18 protein-coding genes and 1 tRNA gene are annotated in these 19,067 nt (G+C 44.6%); 17 read left to right on the top strand and 2 right to left on the bottom strand.

Going from position 1 to position 19,067, the window contains the following annotated elements:
- Positions 1 to 76, top strand: a tRNA-Gly gene (locus tag AC4IFT_RS14800).
- 691 nt (positions 77 to 767) lie between these two features.
- Here the strand turns inward: AC4IFT_RS14800 and queG are convergent.
- Positions 768 to 1,949, bottom strand: a complete 1,182-nt coding sequence (gene queG, locus AC4IFT_RS14795; RefSeq protein ID WP_490735654.1) for a tRNA epoxyqueuosine(34) reductase QueG — start codon at positions 1,947 to 1,949, stop codon at positions 768 to 770.
- A gap of 278 nt (positions 1,950 to 2,227) precedes the next feature.
- Between queG and tsaE the strand changes: the two genes are divergently transcribed.
- The 16 genes from tsaE (at position 2,228) to rplI (ending at position 18,285) form a co-directional block, all read left to right on the top strand.
- Positions 2,228 to 2,692, top strand: a complete 465-nt coding sequence (tsaE, locus tag AC4IFT_RS14790; protein WP_430253148.1) for a tRNA (adenosine(37)-N6)-threonylcarbamoyltransferase complex ATPase subunit type 1 TsaE — start codon at positions 2,228 to 2,230, stop codon at positions 2,690 to 2,692.
- 14 nt (positions 2,693 to 2,706) lie between these two features.
- Complete coding sequence (gene amiB / locus AC4IFT_RS14785; protein WP_490751706.1) at positions 2,707 to 3,999, top strand: N-acetylmuramoyl-L-alanine amidase AmiB; 1,293 nt, start codon at positions 2,707 to 2,709, stop codon at positions 3,997 to 3,999.
- A gap of 11 nt (positions 4,000 to 4,010) precedes the next feature.
- Complete coding sequence (gene mutL / locus AC4IFT_RS14780; RefSeq protein WP_490751704.1) at positions 4,011 to 5,960, top strand: DNA mismatch repair endonuclease MutL; 1,950 nt, start codon at positions 4,011 to 4,013, stop codon at positions 5,958 to 5,960.
- Positions 5,953 to 6,894, top strand: coding sequence for a tRNA (adenosine(37)-N6)-dimethylallyltransferase MiaA (miaA, locus tag AC4IFT_RS14775; protein ID WP_490751702.1), 942 nt, complete (start codon positions 5,953 to 5,955; stop codon positions 6,892 to 6,894). The genes mutL and miaA overlap by 8 nt, the downstream gene beginning before the upstream one ends.
- Before the next feature lie 107 nt (positions 6,895 to 7,001).
- Positions 7,002 to 7,298, top strand: coding sequence for an RNA chaperone Hfq (gene hfq, locus AC4IFT_RS14770; protein ID WP_490735663.1), 297 nt, complete (start codon positions 7,002 to 7,004; stop codon positions 7,296 to 7,298).
- 92 nt (positions 7,299 to 7,390) lie between these two features.
- Entirely contained in the window at positions 7,391 to 8,671 is a 1,281-nt protein-coding gene (gene hflX, locus AC4IFT_RS14765; RefSeq protein ID WP_490751701.1) for a ribosome rescue GTPase HflX, read from the top strand.
- Between the two features lie 115 nt (positions 8,672 to 8,786).
- Positions 8,787 to 9,995 (top strand): FtsH protease activity modulator HflK, encoded by a 1,209-nt coding sequence (gene hflK / locus AC4IFT_RS14760; RefSeq protein ID WP_219244920.1) that lies wholly within the window; start codon positions 8,787 to 8,789, stop codon positions 9,993 to 9,995.
- Between the two features lie 2 nt (positions 9,996 to 9,997).
- A complete protein-coding gene (hflC, locus tag AC4IFT_RS14755; protein ID WP_225820591.1) occupies positions 9,998 to 10,999 on the top strand; it encodes a protease modulator HflC in 1,002 nt (333 codons plus the stop codon).
- Between the two features lie 284 nt (positions 11,000 to 11,283).
- Positions 11,284 to 12,585 carry an adenylosuccinate synthase gene (locus AC4IFT_RS14750; RefSeq protein WP_490735666.1) on the top strand — a complete coding sequence of 434 codons (1,302 nt, stop codon included), beginning with the start codon at positions 11,284 to 11,286 and terminating at the stop codon, positions 12,583 to 12,585.
- A 332-nt stretch (positions 12,586 to 12,917) separates the two neighbouring features.
- Positions 12,918 to 13,340, top strand: coding sequence for a nitric oxide-sensing transcriptional repressor NsrR (nsrR, locus tag AC4IFT_RS14745; protein WP_219244917.1), 423 nt, complete (start codon positions 12,918 to 12,920; stop codon positions 13,338 to 13,340).
- Positions 13,341 to 13,382: 42 nt separating this feature from the next.
- Entirely contained in the window at positions 13,383 to 15,851 is a 2,469-nt protein-coding gene (gene rnr, locus AC4IFT_RS14740) for a ribonuclease R (protein ID WP_490735669.1), read from the top strand.
- A gap of 88 nt (positions 15,852 to 15,939) precedes the next feature.
- A complete protein-coding gene (rlmB, locus tag AC4IFT_RS14735; protein WP_219244915.1) occupies positions 15,940 to 16,689 on the top strand; it encodes a 23S rRNA (guanosine(2251)-2'-O)-methyltransferase RlmB in 750 nt (249 codons plus the stop codon).
- Positions 16,690 to 16,843: 154 nt separating this feature from the next.
- A complete protein-coding gene (gene rpsF / locus AC4IFT_RS14730; RefSeq protein ID WP_219249534.1) occupies positions 16,844 to 17,239 on the top strand; it encodes a 30S ribosomal protein S6 in 396 nt (131 codons plus the stop codon).
- Between the two features lie 8 nt (positions 17,240 to 17,247).
- Positions 17,248 to 17,565, top strand: coding sequence for a primosomal replication protein N (gene priB, locus AC4IFT_RS14725; RefSeq protein WP_219244914.1), 318 nt, complete (start codon positions 17,248 to 17,250; stop codon positions 17,563 to 17,565).
- A 4-nt stretch (positions 17,566 to 17,569) separates the two neighbouring features.
- Positions 17,570 to 17,797 (top strand): 30S ribosomal protein S18, encoded by a 228-nt coding sequence (gene rpsR, locus AC4IFT_RS14720; RefSeq protein WP_000135199.1) that lies wholly within the window; start codon positions 17,570 to 17,572, stop codon positions 17,795 to 17,797.
- A gap of 38 nt (positions 17,798 to 17,835) precedes the next feature.
- Entirely contained in the window at positions 17,836 to 18,285 is a 450-nt protein-coding gene (gene rplI / locus AC4IFT_RS14715) for a 50S ribosomal protein L9 (protein ID WP_206083173.1), read from the top strand.
- A 111-nt stretch (positions 18,286 to 18,396) separates the two neighbouring features.
- On the opposite strand, the gene AC4IFT_RS14710 is transcribed toward rplI, so the two are convergent.
- Complete coding sequence (locus AC4IFT_RS14710) at positions 18,397 to 18,969, bottom strand: LysM-like peptidoglycan-binding domain-containing protein (protein WP_490751700.1); 573 nt, start codon at positions 18,967 to 18,969, stop codon at positions 18,397 to 18,399.
- Positions 18,970 to 19,067 lie beyond the last annotated feature (98 nt).

Raw genomic sequence — 19,067 nt, 5'->3', positions numbered from 1 at the left:
GCGGGAATAGCTCAGTTGGTAGAGCACGACCTTGCCAAGGTCGGGGTCGCGAGTTCGAGTCTCGTTTCCCGCTCCAATATCTTATTTACATTACCTCAGTTTTATTTTCATAACTTCAATTCAAACGATATTAAGCGACTAAAGCGCTAAGTGAAATTACTTATTTCATCTAATGGATTTTTGTACGTGATTTTATTGTCTGTGCCTTTGTTAAGCTAGGATCCACGCGCCTTCGCCGATCTTTCTTGGATCTAATTTTGATTTTTGCTTGCATTCGACTTCAGGTCGCCATAGAATAGCCACCCCTTACCAATAGGGCACTCAAAAGGTATTTAACGTCTGAAGAGTAATGTTTAAATAATAAACAAAAATGTGTTTTTTATTTAACTCAGTCAAATTTTTATTTTAACCTGATATTTTGACAGCTTTTTTCGGTTAGTTAACATAAAATCAGCGTTTTTCTTCACAATTCAGCATCAAAAAGTTATCCACAGCCTATTGAGTTGCTGCACATCTATATGCCAATTTGAAATAACTTATTGCACAGAGTTATCCACAGGCTAACACAACAATTTTTTTTGTACTGTCTAGCAAAGATAGCCTGAACGCTTATCTATAACTCATTGATTTATAGTCGATGAATTTATTTTTTGAAAATGTGCTAAGCACAACTTGCAAATTCTTTACCTATTGTCTGCAAAGCAGTTTTTTATTTTATTCACATCGATTTGACAATTATAGATTTCAGTTATATGGCAGGGCTTTTTTTAGGCGTCGCGAGGTAAACCTTTAGTAATGGCGCGTACAAGGCGTTTTTGTTGTGAAGTTTGAATTGTCACTTGGTTCTCTAAGCGTCGGTTAAGCTGCTGTTCTATAGACCAGTGAAAGTGTTCGTCTAACATTTCGTTGATCCCTAACCTGTTTTGTAACGCAAGTACGACGCTATCTTGATAAGGCGCATTGCCCAGTGCAACACTGATGTTTCTTAACCATTTAATATAGCCAATACGGCGGATAGCAGAGCCTTCGGTTACCTTCAAAAATTTGTCTTCATCCCATGCGAATAATTCAAGAAGCTCTGGCGTATGTAGCGCTTGCCTTGGGCTAAAATCGTCTTCGTCAGTTAGCTGTGAAAAACGATTCCATGGGCAAATTAGCTGGCAATCATCACAACCATAAATTCGATTTCCCATTAATGGGCGAAATTCTTCTGGTATCGCGCTATCAAGTTCAATTGTTAAGTAGGAAATACAGCGTCTTGCATCAACAGTATAAGGCTCAACAATGGCGCCTGTTGGACAGGTTGTCATACATGCAACACAGCGACCGCAGCCATCTTCAATGGGTTTATCAATCGGAACAGGTAGGTTAATCAGCAGCTCACCAAGGAAAAACCACGAGCCCGCTTCACGATTCAAGACTAATGAGTGTTTTCCGGTCCAGCCTAAACCCGCCTTAACGGCAATAGGCCGTTCTAAGATAGGGGCAGAATCAACAAAGGGGCGAAAGTTGAGATCCTCGACGGTTGTACCATCCGCAAGAAGCGCCCCATCAAAATCTCGGCAGTAAGCTAAAATACGATCAGCAAGGACTTTTAAGCGTTTTTTTAATAGCTTATGATAGTCGCGGCCGAGGGCATAGCGGCTCACATAGCCGAGCTCAGGGTTATTCAGTGTGCTGGCAAATGCGGCTTTGGCTGGCAAATAATTCATGCGAACACTGATGGCTCGTAAAGTACCCGGATGAAGCTCATGGGGGCGTGCTCGCATCATTCCGTGGCGGTTCATCCATTCCATTTCACCGTGGTACTGCTTATCAAGCCATGCTTGCAGTTTGGGTTCTTCCGCGGACAAGTCAGTATCGCAGATCCCCACTTGTTGGAAGCCTGCTTCAATGCCCCATTGTTTGATCAGTTGAGCGAGAAGGTTGAGATCGAGAAGTGTGGCCATCAGATCCTGTCACGGTAAAATAAAACGGCTGGCACTCTATCATGGAAGCATTTTTTCTCAAAATGAATGAAAAGAGTGCCTTTAAGTGTTTAGATCTATTATAAGATATTTCTGAACTGATCATTCCAGCAACGTTAATTAAGAAAAATAATGGCGCTTAGGTTAAGATAGTGAATGATATTCGGAGGAATTGAAATGGACTTCCTACTGTATACAAATAGCCGTTGTTAGGCGATAAATCGGCAACACAGCCAGCAATAATGTCACAAAAGAACACTATGAAAGAATGCACAATACAACTTGCTGATGAAGCGCAAACTGTTGCACTTGGTCGCACACTCGCCGGCGCTTGTCGCCAAGGCGCAGTCATTCACCTATATGGCGACCTTGGTGCAGGGAAAACCACGTTTAGCCGTGGCTTCTTACAAGCACTGGGCCATCAAGGCCATGTGAAGAGCCCAACTTATACATTGGTTGAGCCTTATGAATTAGCGGATCGCCATGTTTTTCATTTCGATCTTTATCGCTTAGCCGATCCTGAAGAACTTGAATTTATGGGAATTCGCGACTATTTTTCTGAAAATTCGATCTGTTTGGTTGAATGGCCGCAGCAAGGTAAAGGTTTTTTACCCGAAGCGGATCTTGAGCTCCATCTCACGTATCAAGATGAAGGGCGTCAGGCTCACATTGTTGCTTTGTCTGCAAATGGGGAGTCGTTGTTAGAAGCATTACCCCAATTCTAAGGAACTTATTGCTCATGTTGAATGCATCAATGCACAGAATAACAAGAAAGGGTTTTTTGGCAGCTTTTGTCCTTTTTATGCTTTCATTAGCATGGCTTTTTGCTGTGCAAGCACAAGCCGCAACACTGTCGAATATTCAAGTGAATAATAGCCCATCCCAAGCTGAGGTCACACTAAGCTTTATTGATGGTAAGCCTGATTACTCTTATTTCCCATTGCATTCACCTGAGCGACTGGTTGTTGATGTTAAACAACGAGGTGACATTCTTGGCTTACCGCTAAAAGTCCCTGCGGGTGATTTGGTCAAAGTGGTACGTTCAAGTCAACCTTCGGACAACCAACATAAACGTCTGGTGATGGAATTATCCCGCGCTGCAAAAACCAAAGCTGTTCTAAAGCAAGTGGGTAGCGAATACCAATTAGTTCTGACGATTTCAACAGGTAATTCAACCAGTTCAGCGCCATTTAATCGCACCAATAATAATGTTGCTCCTGTGGTGAATAACACACAGGACAAGCCGTTAAAAATGAATACCCCAGCGCCTGCGCCTGTTTCAACACCTGCCCCAGTAAAATACAAGAGCATGCCAAAAGGCAGCAAACAGGTGGTGATCGCCATTGATGCAGGGCATGGGGGGAAAGACCCGGGTGCGATTGGGAAAAACGGTTATAAAGAGAAAGACGTAACACTGAGTGTTGCAAAAAAACTCTATCAGCGTCTTGAAGCTGATCCTATGTTCAAACCTGCGATGACTCGTGATGGCGACTACTTTATTTCTGTCGGTGGGCGCTCTGAAGTTGCACGTAAAAAAGGCGCAAATATGTTGGTGTCTATCCATGCGGACTCAGCACCGAATAGCAGCGCACGTGGTGCCTCCGTTTGGGTGTTATCAAACCGCCGTGCAAACAGTGAGTTAGGTAGCTGGTTAGAACAACGTGAAAAACAATCTGAATTATTAGGTGGTGCCGGTGATGCGCTCAGTGGTGCAGATCCGTACTTAAGCCAAGCGGTATTGGATTTACAGTTCGGTCATTCCCAGCGTGTGGGATATGATGTCGCTGTTCAAGTGATTCAACAATTAAGAAAAGTAGGCAATATTCATAAAAAAACGCCAGAGCATGCCAGCCTTGGGGTTCTACGTTCTCCCGATATTCCGTCAATCTTAGTTGAAACAGGCTTTATCAGTAATGCGGCGGAAGAGCAACTGCTCAAATCCAATGAATTCCAAGATGCAGTGGCTGAGGCCATTCACTTAGGGTTGCGCCAATATTTTCTTGCGAATCCGATTCAAGCAGCACCCAAATAAGGAATTGAGTAATGGCAATACATATTCTCTCTCCTCAATTAGCGAACCAAATTGCGGCGGGTGAGGTGGTCGAAAGACCTGCATCTGTCGTAAAAGAGCTGGTTGAGAACAGCCTTGATGCCAAGGCAACACGCATTGATATTGATATTGAGCGTGGGGGAGAGAAACTGATCCGTATTCGTGATAATGGCTGTGGGATCAACAAAGACGAATTGATCCTCGCCCTTGCGCGCCATGCGACCAGTAAAATTGCGACACTTGATGACCTCGAAGCCATTATGAGTATGGGCTTTCGCGGGGAAGCATTAGCGAGCATTAGCTCAGTTTCACGGTTAACATTGACGTCAAAACCTGCTGACCAAACCGAAGCGTGGCAATCCTACGCTGAAGGGCGGGATATGGAAGTGACGGTAAAGCCTGCTGCACACCCCAATGGCACGACGGTTGAAGTGCTCGATTTATTCTATAACACCCCTGCGCGCCGCAAATTTATGCGCACCGAAAAAACCGAGTTTGGCCATATTGATGAGGTGGTTCGCCGTATTGCATTATCGTGCCCTGATGTGGCTATCAATTTGACTCATAACGGAAAACTGGTGAAACAGTACCGTGCTGCCCATGATGAAATTCAACAAGAAAGGCGACTTGGGACTATCTGTGGTACGGGGTTTATGCAAGGCGCATTGGCGCTAGCATGGGAGCATAGCGACCTCACAATAAAGGGCTGGGTGGTTTCCCCATCAAATACCCCCGTGAGTGAAACACAGTACTGTTATGTGAATGGGCGGATGATGCGAGATCGGCTAATTAACCATGCGATCCGCCAAGCATTTGAAGGTTATTTAGACGAAAACCAACAGCCTGCTTATGTTCTGTATTTGACCATCGACCCAAAACAAGTGGATGTTAATGTCCATCCCGCAAAACATGAAGTTCGCTTTCATCAAGCACGCTTAGTGCATGATTTTATTTATCAAGCCGTGCGTACAGTGCTCCTTGAAGCGGCATCAATAGGTGAATTACCCGGAATAGAGCCTGCAAGTACTGAGCTCGAAAATCGCTCTTCAGCGGGGGATAACTATTTTTCTTCTCCTGTTCCTGCTTCGAAGCCTAATCCTGCTGAATCACAGGTTGAGAGAACCGCACGTGAACCACAGACCGCTTATAAACCTGCAAGCACGACGACATCGAGTTTCCCCCAGCCCAAACCCGCATCACAATTTGCTGGGAATGTAGAGCCAAAAAATTATGGCACCAACTACGATAAAAAATCGGGAGACCTTTATCAAAGTTTGATGTCTATCCCTGTCGCTGAGGAAGATAAAAAACCGCTTTTTCCTGAACGCCAACCTGTGGATACGTTTCAAGTTTCTTCACAACCTGTGGCAAAAAATGCGGATAACTACCTTTTTGGCAAGGTATTGACAATTTACTCAAAAAACTTTGCATTAATTGAGTCTTCGTTGGGACTAATCCTGTTATCCTTAACGGAAGCTAATTATTTATTGAAATTAGCGCAATTGTCGCCAGAGGGGGAAAACCTCAAGCCGCAGCCATTATTAATACCGCTAAAATTGTCACTTAAAAACGATGAAATAGAGGTTTTACAGCGGTACAAGGAACAATTGACAATATTTGGTATCGAAGCCACGATATTTCATGGAAAAGTGACAATTCATACGGTATCGTTACCATTAAGAACACAAAATTTATCGCAACTTTTTTCAGATTTGATCGGTTTTTTATCGACAAAAGAAAGTCTCACCCAACAAAATATCGCACAATGGCTAGCCAAAGCGGTTTCACAGGTGAAAACAGAAGAAAGTTGGAGTTTAGCACAGGCTGTTCAGTTGCTGGCTGATGTTGAGCGGATTTGTCCGCAGTGGGTAAAAAATCCCCCACCAACATTATTACAATTAATTAATTTACAATCCGTGGTAGCTACACTAACAAATGAGTGATTTAGTAACTCAGAAAAAACCTGATGCAATATTCCTAATGGGGCCGACAGCTTCAGGTAAAACCGCTTTAGCGATAGAACTTCGCAAGCATTTGCCTGTGGAGATTATTAGTGTCGATTCGGCGTTAATTTACCGTGGAATGGATATTGGTACAGCAAAACCAACAGCCGAGGAACTCAGCCAAGCCCCTCATCGTTTGATTGATATTCTCGATCCATCTCTGCCTTATTCTGCTGCTGATTTTCGTCGTGACGCATTAAAAGTAATGAGTGAGATTACTGCACAAGGTAAAATACCGTTACTTGTTGGTGGCACAATGCTGTATTTCAAAGCATTGCTAGAAGGGCTTTCACCGTTGCCTTCTGCTGATGCAAGTGTGCGAGCACAAATAGAACAGATAGCACAAGAGCATGGATGGAGTGAAGTTCATCGTCAATTAGCCGAAGTAGACCCTGTTGCGGCGGCGAGGATCCACCCAAATGATCCACAAAGATTATCCCGTGCTTTAGAGGTATATCTCATTTCAGGACAAACTTTGACTGAAATGACACAAACAGCAGGGGAAGAATTACCTTATAATGTGTTTCAGTTTGCTATTGCGCCACAAGATCGTAAAATTTTACATGAACGTATAGAACAACGTTTTCATCTGATGATAAACGCAGGTTTTGAAAAAGAAGTTCGTGCTCTTTACCAACGAGGTGATTTACATGTTGATCTTCCAGCCATTCGTTGCGTGGGATATCGGCAAATGTGGTCATACTTGGATGGCGAAATTAGCCATGATGAAATGATTTATCGGGGAATTTGTGCAACACGCCAATTGGCAAAACGCCAGATTACCTGGTTAAGAAGCTGGGAGAATGTTCACTGGTTAGATAGTGAGCAACCTCAGCAGGCGCTTGACACAGTTATGCAGGTAGTACGTGCATAGGACTGATGTTTGTGTACAATTAGAACGTTAAGCGCAATTTTTGAGTAGTTACTTTTTGGAATCTTAAAGATTCTCATTTAAAAACAACAAAATAAGGAAAACATAGAATGGCTAAGGGGCAATCTTTGCAAGATCCGTTCCTGAACGCATTACGTCGTGAAAGGGTTCCGGTCTCTATTTATCTCGTTAATGGCATCAAATTGCAGGGGCAAATTGAATCTTTTGACCAATTTGTCATTTTATTAAAAAACACAGTTAGTCAGATGGTTTATAAACACGCTATCTCTACTGTCGTCCCTGCACGCCCTGTTTCTCACCACAGTGGTACACCGGGTGGTAGCACAGGCAATGGTAATTACCATTCTGGTGCTCCTGCATCGCAGGATGGCGAAGCTACTGAGTAAGTTTGTACGCTAAAAGACAAGGAAAGCATGGGTAGGGAGACTGTACCTGTGTTTTTCCTTTGCAATTATTGTTTAGCCTAAGAGGTTGCACCTTGTTTGATAGGTATGAAGGCGGTGAACTTGCTGTGTTAGTCCATGTCTTTTTTTCTCAAGAAAAAGACGTTGATAATCTGGCAGAATTTGAGTCACTCGTGACATCTGCTGGAGTAAAACCCGTACAAATAGTCACAGGCAGTCGTAAGGCGCCTCACCCAAAGTTTTTTGTTGGGGAAGGTAAAGCTGAAGAGATAGCCCAAGCCGTTGAGGAAAGTGGCGCAGATGTGGTGTTGTTTAACCATACGCTAAGCCCTGCTCAAGAACGTAATCTCGAAAGGATTTGCCAATGTAAGGTGGTTGACCGTACAGGGGTAATTTTAGATATATTTGCTCAACGCGCGCGTACGCACGAAGGCAAGCTTCAAGTTGAATTGGCACAGTTACGTCATTTATCCACTCGCTTAGTGAGAGGATGGACACACCTTGAGCGCCAAAAAGGCGGGATTGGTTTACGTGGTCCTGGTGAAACTCAGCTTGAAACAGACCGTCGGTTATTAAGGGATAAAATCAAACAGATTTTATTGCGTCTTAGCCGAGTAGAAAAACAGCGTGAACAAGGGCGTCAAGCGAGAAGTAAAGCGGATATTCCGACAATTTCTCTCGTGGGTTACACCAATGCGGGTAAATCGAGTTTATTTAACCGTATGACGTCTGCGGATGTTTATGCTGCAGATCAGCTATTTGCGACACTCGACCCGACGCTTCGTCGTATTAATGTTGAGGATGTCGGTGTTGTCGTTTTGGCGGATACCGTGGGTTTTATCCGTCACTTGCCACATGATTTGGTTGCTGCATTTAAAGCAACCCTGCAAGAAACACGTGAAGCAACGTTATTGCTGCACGTTATCGATGCAGCAGATGCTCGCTTGGATGAAAATATCCATGCAGTTGAAAGCGTGTTGGAAGAAATTGAAGCGGATGAAATACCAGCACTTTTAGTGATGAACAAAGTTGATATGCTGGAGGATTTTGTCCCGCGTATTGACAGAGATGAGGATAACAAACCCGTTCGCGTTTGGGTTTCAGCGCAAACAGGTGAAGGTATCCCATTGCTGTTACAAGCATTGACGGAACGCCTTTCTGGTGAAATCGCACATTATGAATTGCGTTTACCACCAAATGAAGGTCGTTTGCGTAGTCGTTTTTATCAACTCCAGTCAATCGAACGTGAATGGTTGGAAGATGACGGCTCAATCGGCCTTGAGGTGCGTATGCCAATGGTGGATTGGCGACGTTTGTGCAAACAAGAGCAGCAATTACCTGACTACGTGGTTTAACAGCGTCGTTAGGCAATGGAATTGATATTAAGAGACACACAAACTTAGCATACTTTTAGTGCGCTGAGTGGAGCTCTTAGCCCTGAAAATCAATCATAAAGAATGGAGCTAAAACATGGCGTGGAATCAGCCCGGTAATGACGGACAAGACCGCGATCCGTGGGGAAGCGGCAATAAAGGCGGCAACTCTGGCGGGAACAAAGGTGGTCGAAAACGTGGGGCTTATGATCTCGACGATCTCTTTCGTAAAATAGGCAGCAAGCTGGGCGGAAATAAAGGCGGCAATGGTGGTGATGGCGAGAACAAACAGCCTTCACAAATCAGCGGTCGTTTAGGTATGCTAGCACTTGCCGCTATCGTAGTTGTCTGGGCAGGTTCAGGCTTCTACACCATCAAAGAAAGTGACCGCGGCGTAGTGTTACGTTTTGGTGAATACAGTGGTGTTGTTGGACCTGGTTTGAACTGGAAACCAACATTCATTGATAGAGTCGTGCCTGTCAACGTAGAAACTGTACGTGAACAAGCAACTAACGGCATGATGTTGACGTCAGATGAAAACGTGATCCGCGTTGAAATGAACGTTCAATATCGTGTGACAGACCCTGCTCAATACTTATTTAGCGTGACCAACCCAGACAACAGTCTGCGTCAGGCGTTAGATAGTGCTGTGCGTGGTGTTATTGGTCAATCAGCCATGGAGCAAGTATTGACTACGAATCGTGCCTTTATCCGTGATGTGACACAAAAAGAGCTCGAAGCGACAATCGCACCATACAAAATGGGTATCACACTGCTGGACGTCAACTTCCAAGCGGCGCGTCCACCTGAAGATGTTAAAGCGGCATTCGATGACGTAATTTCAGCAAGGGAAGAAGAACAAAAAACGATTCGTGAAGCGCATGCTTACCGAAATGAAGTTCTTCCACTGGCAAAAGGTAACGCACAACGCCTGATTGAAGAAGCCGAAGCGTATAAAGCGAGTGTGGTCTTCAAAGCAGAGGGTGAGGTAGCAAGCTTTGCGAAAATGTTACCTGAATACCGTGCAGCGCCAGAAATTACGCGTGAGCGTCTTTACATCGATACGATGGAGCGTGTGTTAAGTAATACACGTAAAGTGATTGCGAATGATAAGAGCAACAGCATGTTAGTGCTACCGCTTGACCAAATCATGCGCGGTACAAACTCAGATGCGGCTTCAACGTCAAAAGTTAATCCGTCAGCAAGAATGGCGACGCCAAGTAACAGTGCGTCATCTTCTGCTGCAACGCCAGCACAGCCAAACAGCGCTGTTCGTGGTGATGCTGTTAGAGTAGGGAGACAATAATCATGCGTAAATCGCTAATTGTTATCGTTATTGCCATCTTGGCAGTTGCATACGCATCTATCTTTATTGTTCCTCAAACTGACCGCGGTATCGTATTGCGTTTTGGTAAGGTTCTGCGTGATTCTGAAAACAAACCGATCATTTATGAGCCGGGTCTGCATTTTAAAGTTCCATTTATTGAAACTGTAAAAATGCTAGATGCACGTATTCAGACACTGGAAATCCAAGCTGACCGTTATCTGACAAGCGAAAACAAAGACTTAATGGTGGACTCCTACCTGAAATGGCGTGTTACTGACTTCAGTCGCTACTATGTGGCAACGGGTGGTGGTAATCCATATCAAGCGGAAACCCTGTTAAAACGTAAGTTTAGTGACCGTTTACGTTCTGAGTTTGGTCGTTTAAGCGTTAAAGACATCATCACGGATTCACGTGGTCGTTTAACCGTTGATGTGCGCGATGCCTTGAACAAAGGTACTGCAATTGACGACGCAACAAAAGAAGCGGATGCAGCGATTGCTGATGCGGCAGCACGTGTTGAAAAAGAAACTAACTTGAAGCCACTGGTTGTGAATGCAAACAGTATGGCGGCGTTAGGTATCGAAGTTGTCGACGTGCGTATTAAACGTATTGAACTGCCAAACGAAGTTTCTGAGGCTATCTATGCACGTATGCGTGCAGAGCGTGAAGCGGTTGCTCGTCAGCACCGTTCACAAGGTCAAGAAGAAGCGACTAAGATCCGTGCGGTTGCAGATAAAACTGTAACTGAAACACTGGCAGAAGCAGAGCGTACTGCACTGACTTACCGAGGTGAAGGTGATGCGATGGCAACAAAATTGTTTGCTGATGCATTCAACCAAGATCCAGAGTTCTATGCGTTTATTCGTAGCTTACGTGCCTATGAGCAAAGCTTCAAGAGTGGTGAAGACGTGATGGTATTAAGCCCAGACACTGACTTCTTCCGCTTCATGAAAGCACCAACTAAGCTTCGTGCAACAGATTAATAAATAATCAGACTAAGTTGCGTGCAACCTAGCAAAATAACTGTTAATCTATTAAAGAAAAGCCCGCTTCGGTGGGCTTTTTTTCGCCTGTCGTTTTAAGTATAGGATTTTTCAGGGAAAATTTAAGCTGCTCAACTGATTACATTCATTTTGGGTTTACGGCAGAAATAAAAATACCATTTAACTTGCTTTCCAGAAAAAAATTTTAGCAATGCCAAAATATCACTGGAACAGTTCATTTTTGATGGTAGAATTCATTTTTAAGCAACCGAGTGTATTTCGAAATGGGTAAGAACGTTGTCGTACTGGGCACCCAATGGGGTGACGAAGGGAAGGGCAAGATCGTCGACTTGCTGACAGAGCGCGCTAAATATGTAGTTCGCTATCAGGGCGGCCATAATGCTGGCCATACGCTTGTTGTAAACGGTGAAAAAACCGTTCTCCACTTAATTCCATCCGGTATTCTTCGTGAAAATGTCATCAGCATCATCGCTAATGGTGTTGTTCTTGCGCCAGACGCATTAATGAAAGAGATGAAAGAATTGGAAGACCGCGGTGTTCCTGTTCGCGAACGTTTACGTCTTTCAGAAGCATGCCCTCTGATCCTGCCTTATCATGTTGCATTAGATAATGCGCGTGAAAAAGCACGTGGTTCCAAAGCAATCGGAACAACTGGTCGTGGTATTGGTCCTGCTTACGAAGACAAAGTTGCTCGTCGTGGCTTACGTGTTGGTGATTTATTCGATAAAGCAACTTTTGCAGAAAAATTAAAAGAAATCGTCGAATACCATAACTTCCAACTCGTTAATTACTATAAAGAACCTGCTGTTGATTACCAAAAAACGCTAGACGATATCATGGCTGTTGCCGATATCCTGACTGGCATGGTAATCGATGTATCTGATCTGCTGTACAAAGCAAGCCAGAACAACGAATTCGTGATGTTTGAAGGTGCACAAGGCACATTACTGGACATCGACCACGGTACTTATCCGTATGTAACCTCTTCAAATACCACTGCGGGTGGTGTTGCAACAGGTTCTGGTTTAGGTCCACGTTATGTTAACTACGTACTGGGTATCATCAAAGCTTACTCAACACGTGTTGGTGCGGGTCCATTCCCAACTGAACTGTTTGACGAAGTGGGTGAATTCCTGCGTGAGAAAGGTCAAGAGTTTGGTGCTACCACAGGTCGTAAACGTCGTACTGGTTGGTTAGATATTGTTGCAATCAAGCGCGCGGTGCAAATCAACTCACTTTCAGGTTTCTGCATGACTAAACTGGATGTTTTAGACGGTTTAGAAGAAGTGAAAATCTGTGTGGGCTACCGTCGTCCAGATGGCAAAATACTTGAAACAACGCCTTTAGCTGCGGATGAGTGGGATGGTTTAGAGCCAGATTACGAATCAATGCCAGGTTGGAAAGAAACCACTTTTGGTGTGAAACAAAGAGAATTACTACCACAAGCAGCTCTGAACTACATCAAACGTGTTGAAGAATTAACGGGTATCCCTGTTGATATTATTTCAACCGGTCCAGATCGTTCTGAAACAATGATCCTGCGTGACCCGTTTGACGTTGAGTAATAATACTGACTGCGCCTAATACAGGCGCAGTTTTTTTACTGCTTTACCTCCCTCCGTGATGCAACTTCTTTGATAAAACAGTCAAAATTCCCCATAATGATTGAACTAAGTCACTTTTGTGTGCAGATTCTGTGCAATGATATGCATATTTGCGATACGTAATACGCTAAACTGTATTTATGAACACATAATTTATTTGCATGCTATATTTTGTGCATAACCTAGCGGAATTTAGGTTCAAATTAGGTTATTTGCATTTTAAAATACGTGAGAAAATTTTCGACCAACTCATTTTTGGTCGTATGAGTAAAAGCCAAAATTTTGAGGTGATTGTGCAACTGACGAGTTTTACCGACTATGGATTACGAGCTCTTATTTATCTGGCTTCTCTGGGTGAAGGGAAGATGACCAGTATTACAGAGGTGACGGACGTTTATGGCGTTTCGCGTAACCACATGGTTAAAATCATCAATCAGCTCAGTCATTTAGGTTATATAAAAGCCACTCGTGGCAAAAATGGCGGGATTACACTAGGGCAACCAGCAGAATCAATTCGTATAGGGGATGTTGTTAGAGCATTAGAACCCCTAACCCTTGTTAATTGTAGTGGTGAATTTTGCCACATAACACCTGCGTGTCGTTTAAAAGGTGTGCTACACCAAGCAATACAGCAGTTTTTACAAGAACTTGATCAATATACGCTGGCGGACATGGTGAAAGATAACAGCCCGCTCTATCAATTGCTGCTTGATTAATATTCGCAGTGATTATGAATTCTGATGACAACGGAGGTAACGATGTCACAAGATCCTTTTCAGGAAAGAGAAGCAGAAAAATACGAGTCCCCAATTCCAAGTAGAGAATTCATTCTCGACTTAATCTCGAAGCGTACTGCCCCAGCCAATCGCGAAGAAATCGCTCAGTTACTCAATCTTTCTACGGAAGATGAATTAGAAGCTTTACGCCGTCGATTAAGAGCCATGGAACGTGATGGTCAACTCGTATTTACACGCCGCCAATGCTATGCATTGCCAGAGCGTTTGGATTTATTAAAAGGGAAAGTGATTGGCCACCGTGATGGCTATGGTTTCCTGCGTGTTGAGGGTAAAAAAGAAGATTATTATTTATCTCAAGATGAGATGAAACGCGCACTGCACGGTGACGTAATTTTAGCGCAGCCGTACGGGCAAGACCGTAAAGGTCGTACTGAAGTGCGTGTAGTTCGCGTACTTGAGCCAAGAAACAACCAAATTGTCGGCCGCTATTTTATTGAATCAGGCATGGGGTTTGTGGTGCCAGATGATAGCCGCCTTAGCTTTGATATCTTGATCCCGAAAGACCGCATTTGCGGTGCTCGCATGGGTAACGTCGTGGTTGTTGAGTTAGTCACTCGTCCACAGCGCCGTTCTCAAGCGGTGGGAAATATCATTGAAGTGCTTGGGGAAACCATGGGAACGGGCATGGCGGTTGAAATCGCCCTGCGTACTCATGAAATTCCGCACTCTTGGCCGCCGCAAGTTGAAAAACAAGTCGCTGATTTAAGTGAACATGTGCCGGAGTCAGCGAAAAAAGGGCGTATGGATTTACGCGATTTGCCACTCGTGACTATCGATGGTGAAGATGCCCGTGACTTTGATGATGCTGTTCACTGTGCGCCGAAAAAAGGTGGTGGTTGGCGTTTATGGGTTGCCATTGCGGATGTGAGCTATTATGTGCGCCCACAAACAGCGCTGGATTCTGAGGCACGCGGCCGCGGTAACTCAGTGTATTTCCCATCTCAAGTTGTACCGATGTTGCCAGAAGTCCTTTCTAATGGCCTTTGCTCATTGAACCCAGGGGTAGACCGCCTGTGTATGGTGTGCGAAATGACGGTATCAGCTTCAGGGAAGCTGTCTTCATATAAATTCTATGAAGCGGTGATGAATTCCCATGCAAGGTTGACCTATACAAAAGTCTGGAAAATCTTGGAAGGTGATGAAGAACTGCGTGAACATTATAAAGCGCTGGTTCCTCACATTGAACATTTACATCAGTTGTACAAAGCGTTAGATGCGGCGCGCATTGAGCGCGGTGCGATTTCTTTTGAATCGGAAGAAGCGAAATTTATTTTTAATGCTGAGCGTCGTATTGAAAGCATCGAGCCCGTCGAGCGAAATGATGCACACAAATTAATTGAAGAATGCATGATTTTAGCTAACATTGCGGCTGCAAGGTTTGTTGAGAAAAACGAAGAGCCTGCATTGTACCGTGTGCATGACCGTCCAAAAGAAGAAAGCGTAATGAATTTACGCTCAGTCTTCAGTGAGTTAGGACTGACATTGCCAGGTGGTATGAAGCCTGAGCCAAAAGATTATGCTCAAGTCATGAATGAAGTGGCTGAGCGCCCTGATCATGAATTACTGCAAACCATGATCTTGCGTTCGATGAAACAAGCGATTTATGACCCTGAAAACCGTGGTCACTTTGGTTTAGGGCTGAAATCATACGCGCACTTTACCTCGCCAATCCGTCGTTACCCTGACTTAACGCTGCACCGTGGTATTAAATACCTGTTGGCAAAAGAATACGGTCATTCAGATAAGCGTTGGACAGAAACGGGTGGCTGGCACTCCGACATGGACAGCATGCTGCAACTGGGTGAGCACTGTTCGATGACGGAACGCCGCGCGGATGAAGCAACGCGGGATGTCGCTGACTGGTTGAAGTGTGACTTTATGCAAGACCAAGTCGGGCAAGTCTTCAAAGGCTTGATTACTAGCGTGACTGGTTTTGGCTTCTTTGTTCGCCTCAATGATTTATTTATTGATGGTTTAGTGCATATTTCTACTCTTGATAACGATTATTATCGTTATGATGCGGTTGGCCAACGCTTAATCGGTGAATCATCAGGCACAACTTATCGTCTTGGTGATGAAGTGGAAATTCGGGTGGAAGCGGTGCATATGGATGAACGCACCATTGATTTCGCGTTAATTTCAACTACCCGTAAAGCGAAAGCACCGGGTAAAACTGCACGGGATAAAATGAAGCAAGAAGTAAAAAATGCAGCGCGCCCAGCCCGCCGAAAAGCGCAAGCGAGCAAAGATAAAAACTTCGAGCCAGATTCTGCATTTCGCCGTTCCGAGAAAAAAGGGAAAAACAGCGAAGCAAAACCCGATGCAAAAGGTAAAGGAAAGGGAAAAAAACCTTCCGATAAAACCAAGAAAATTACGGCAAAAATAAAAGCAAAACGCGTGGCGAAGAAATCCTCAAAACAAGAGGGATAATCTTTTTTATTAGCGTAATGCATTGTTAATTAACGAAAGTGGCGTAAGAACGCCACTTTTCTCATTTTGACTAAGACATAAGACTGTTATGAGCGAAATTATTTACGGCATTCACGCAGTGAAAGCCTTGCTTGAGCGTTCACCGCAACGCATTAAAGAAGTGTATATCCTAAAAGGTCGTGAAGATCGCCGATTAATGCCTATCGTGCATGAAATTGAAGCGTTAGGCGTTGTTGTCCAAGTTGCAAATCGCCAGTGGATGGATAGCCAAACTGAAGGGGCAGTCCACCAAGGGATCATCGCGAAAGTTTTACCGGGTAAGCAGTATCAAGAAGGTGATTTACCTGATTTGCTCGAAAGCACTCCATCACCATTCTTACTGGTACTTGATGGCGTGACAGATCCGCACAATTTAGGCGCTTGCTTGCGTAGCGCAGATGCCGCAGGTGTGCATGCAGTGATTGTACCGAAAGACAAATCGGCGCAATTGAATGCAACCGCGAAAAAAGTAGCGTGTGGCGCCGCAGAAAATGTGCCGCTGATCCGTGTCACGAATCTGGCCAGAACATTGCGCTTATTACAAGAATACAATGTTTGGATTGTGGGCACGGCGGGTGAGGCTGACCATAATTTATATCAAAGCAAACTGACGGGCTCTGTTGCATTAGTGATGGGCGCTGAAGGCGAGGGCATGCGCCGTTTAACGCGTGAACATTGCGACGAATTAATCAGCATCCCGATGGCCGGTTCAGTCTCTTCACTGAATGTGTCAGTAGCGACAGGCGTTTGCTTATTTGAAGCCGTGCGCCAGCGCTTGCCTGTTTCGGGCGAAAAATAATATTTGTGTAAAACTGCATCCATCTCTTGAGTTTTATCTCAGGGATGGGTATAGTTACGCGTCAATTTTTTAGCCGCACTCAACAAGTTCCTTGCCTCCGCGGGCCGCGGTTAACCCAGACAGGAGGCTAATAATCCGTAAGGAGCAACTACTAATGCGTCATTACGAAATCGTTTTTATGGTCCATCCTGACCAAAGCGAACAGGTTCCGGGCATGATCGAGCGTTACAGTGCAGTAATCACTAACGCACAAGGTCAGATTCACCGTCTGGAAGACTGGGGCCGCCGTCAACTGGCTTACCCAATCAACAAACTGCACAAAGCTCACTATGTTCTTCTGAACGTAGAAGCACCGCAGGAAGCGATTGATGAGCTGGAAACTAACTTCCGCTTCAACGATGCCGTTATCCGCAGCATGGTTATGCGCTTAAAACACGCAGTAACAGAAGCTTCTCCAATGGTTAAAGCTAAAGACGAACGTCGTGGCCGTGACCTTTCTGATGATTATCAGGATGAAGAAGTAGAAGAAACTGGGGATTCTGAAGAGTAATTGCGCAGGTGTCCACTAATCGTTTGGTGCTGACAGGCACAGTCTGTAAAGCATTGATTCGAAAAGTGAGTCCGTCAGGCATCCCTCACTGCCAGTTTGTTTTAGAACATCGTTCACAACAACAGGAAGCGGGATTGTCAAGGCAAGCATGGTGCAGAATGCCCATAATTGCTAGCGGGCAAACCTTACAAGCTCATACTCACAGTTTAACGGTCGGCAGTTGGATTACAGTAAGCGGTTTCATTAGTACCCATCAAGGGCGCAATGGGATCAGCAAGATAGTCCTCCATGCCGAGCAGATTGATTTGATAGATTCTGGAGACTAGCCATATGGCACGTTATTTCCGTCGTCGCAAGTTCTGCCGTTTCACAGCGGAAGGCGTTCAAGAGATCGACTATAAAGATATCGCAACGCTGAAAAACTATATCACTGAAAGTGGTAAAATTGTACCAAGCCGTATCACCGGTACTCGTGCAAAATATCAACGCCAGCTCGCTCGTGCTATCAAGCGCGCTCGCTACCTGTCTCTGTTACCATATACTGATCGTCATCAGTAATTGGTACAGTCCATTAACGACTAATAGAGGATAAGGTAATGCAAGTTATTCTGCTTGATAAAGTAGCTAACCTAGGTAGCCTGGGTGATCAGGTTAACGTTAAATCGGGCTATGCTCGTAACTTCTTAGTTCCACAGGGCAAAGCTGTTCCTGCGACTAAGAAAAACATCGAATTCTTCGAAGCACGCCGCGCTGAACTGGAAGCTAAATTAGCTGACGTTCTGGCAGCAGCACAGGCTCGTGCAGCAGCTGTTACTGCTCTGGGTTCTGTAACTTTAGCTTCTAAAGCTGGTGACGAAGGTAAACTGTTCGGTTCAATCGGTACTCGTGATATCGCTGATGCAGTAACTGCAGCTGGCGTTAAAATCGCGAAAAGCGAAGTTCGCCTGCCAAACGGCGTTCTGCGTACTACTGGTGACCACGAAGTTCACTTCCAGTTACACAGCGATGTTTTCGCAGAGCTGAACGTTATCATCGTTGCTGAGTAATCAATAATGATGATAGGTGCTGTCGATTTATCGATGGTGCCAACAAAAAAACACCGGCTAAGTCCGGTGTTTTTTATTTTCTGACATTCCATATTGGCGATCCATTAGTGACTACGGTGTACGGTAGTAACTCCCATCGCTGAGCCTTGCAAAACTATAGGTTTTTCCATCAGAAGCTGTAGTTTCCAGCAACTGAACTTCCCCTTTCCCATTGGCTTTTAAGCGAACTTTTTGCCCCTGACGTAAATTACTCAACGGTTTTTCAGCCCCTTCGACGCGGGCCATGATAAAGGCATCGTTAGCTTGTAAATTATTATCACGGAATAATTGCGCTAGAGTTTTCCCTTTTTGAACGCGGTAATTTTGCCACTCATTTGCCGATGGGCGCGTGACTTGCGGCTCTTGCGGCTGTGTTGGTGGTGTTACCGTTGGCGGTTCAGTTGGTGCAGGCTCTATGGGCTCCGGCACAATTTCAGGTTCTGTTGGTATTCCCTCTACATTACCCTCAGGCTCTTGAATAGGATCAGGTGTGATATCGGGTGTTGTTGGGGGTGGAATGACGATCGGCTGGTTTTGTGGCGCGTTATTCAACGGCTTATCACCCGTTGGCCAAAACAGGGCAACCACAACAATCAACGCTAATACAGCAATGCTATAGAGATGAAATTTCGATAGTTTAACCATCACTCCTCCTTGACGAGGTAATGAACTAATTAAGGCGTATTTATACGCATACTAACACTGTTTTTGCGTAATTTAAGCGCTTGATACGATTTTTCGGA

It is taken from the genome of Providencia sp. UF-183 (assembly GCF_058246155.1).
This window is presented reverse-complemented; position numbering and strand designations above follow the sequence as displayed.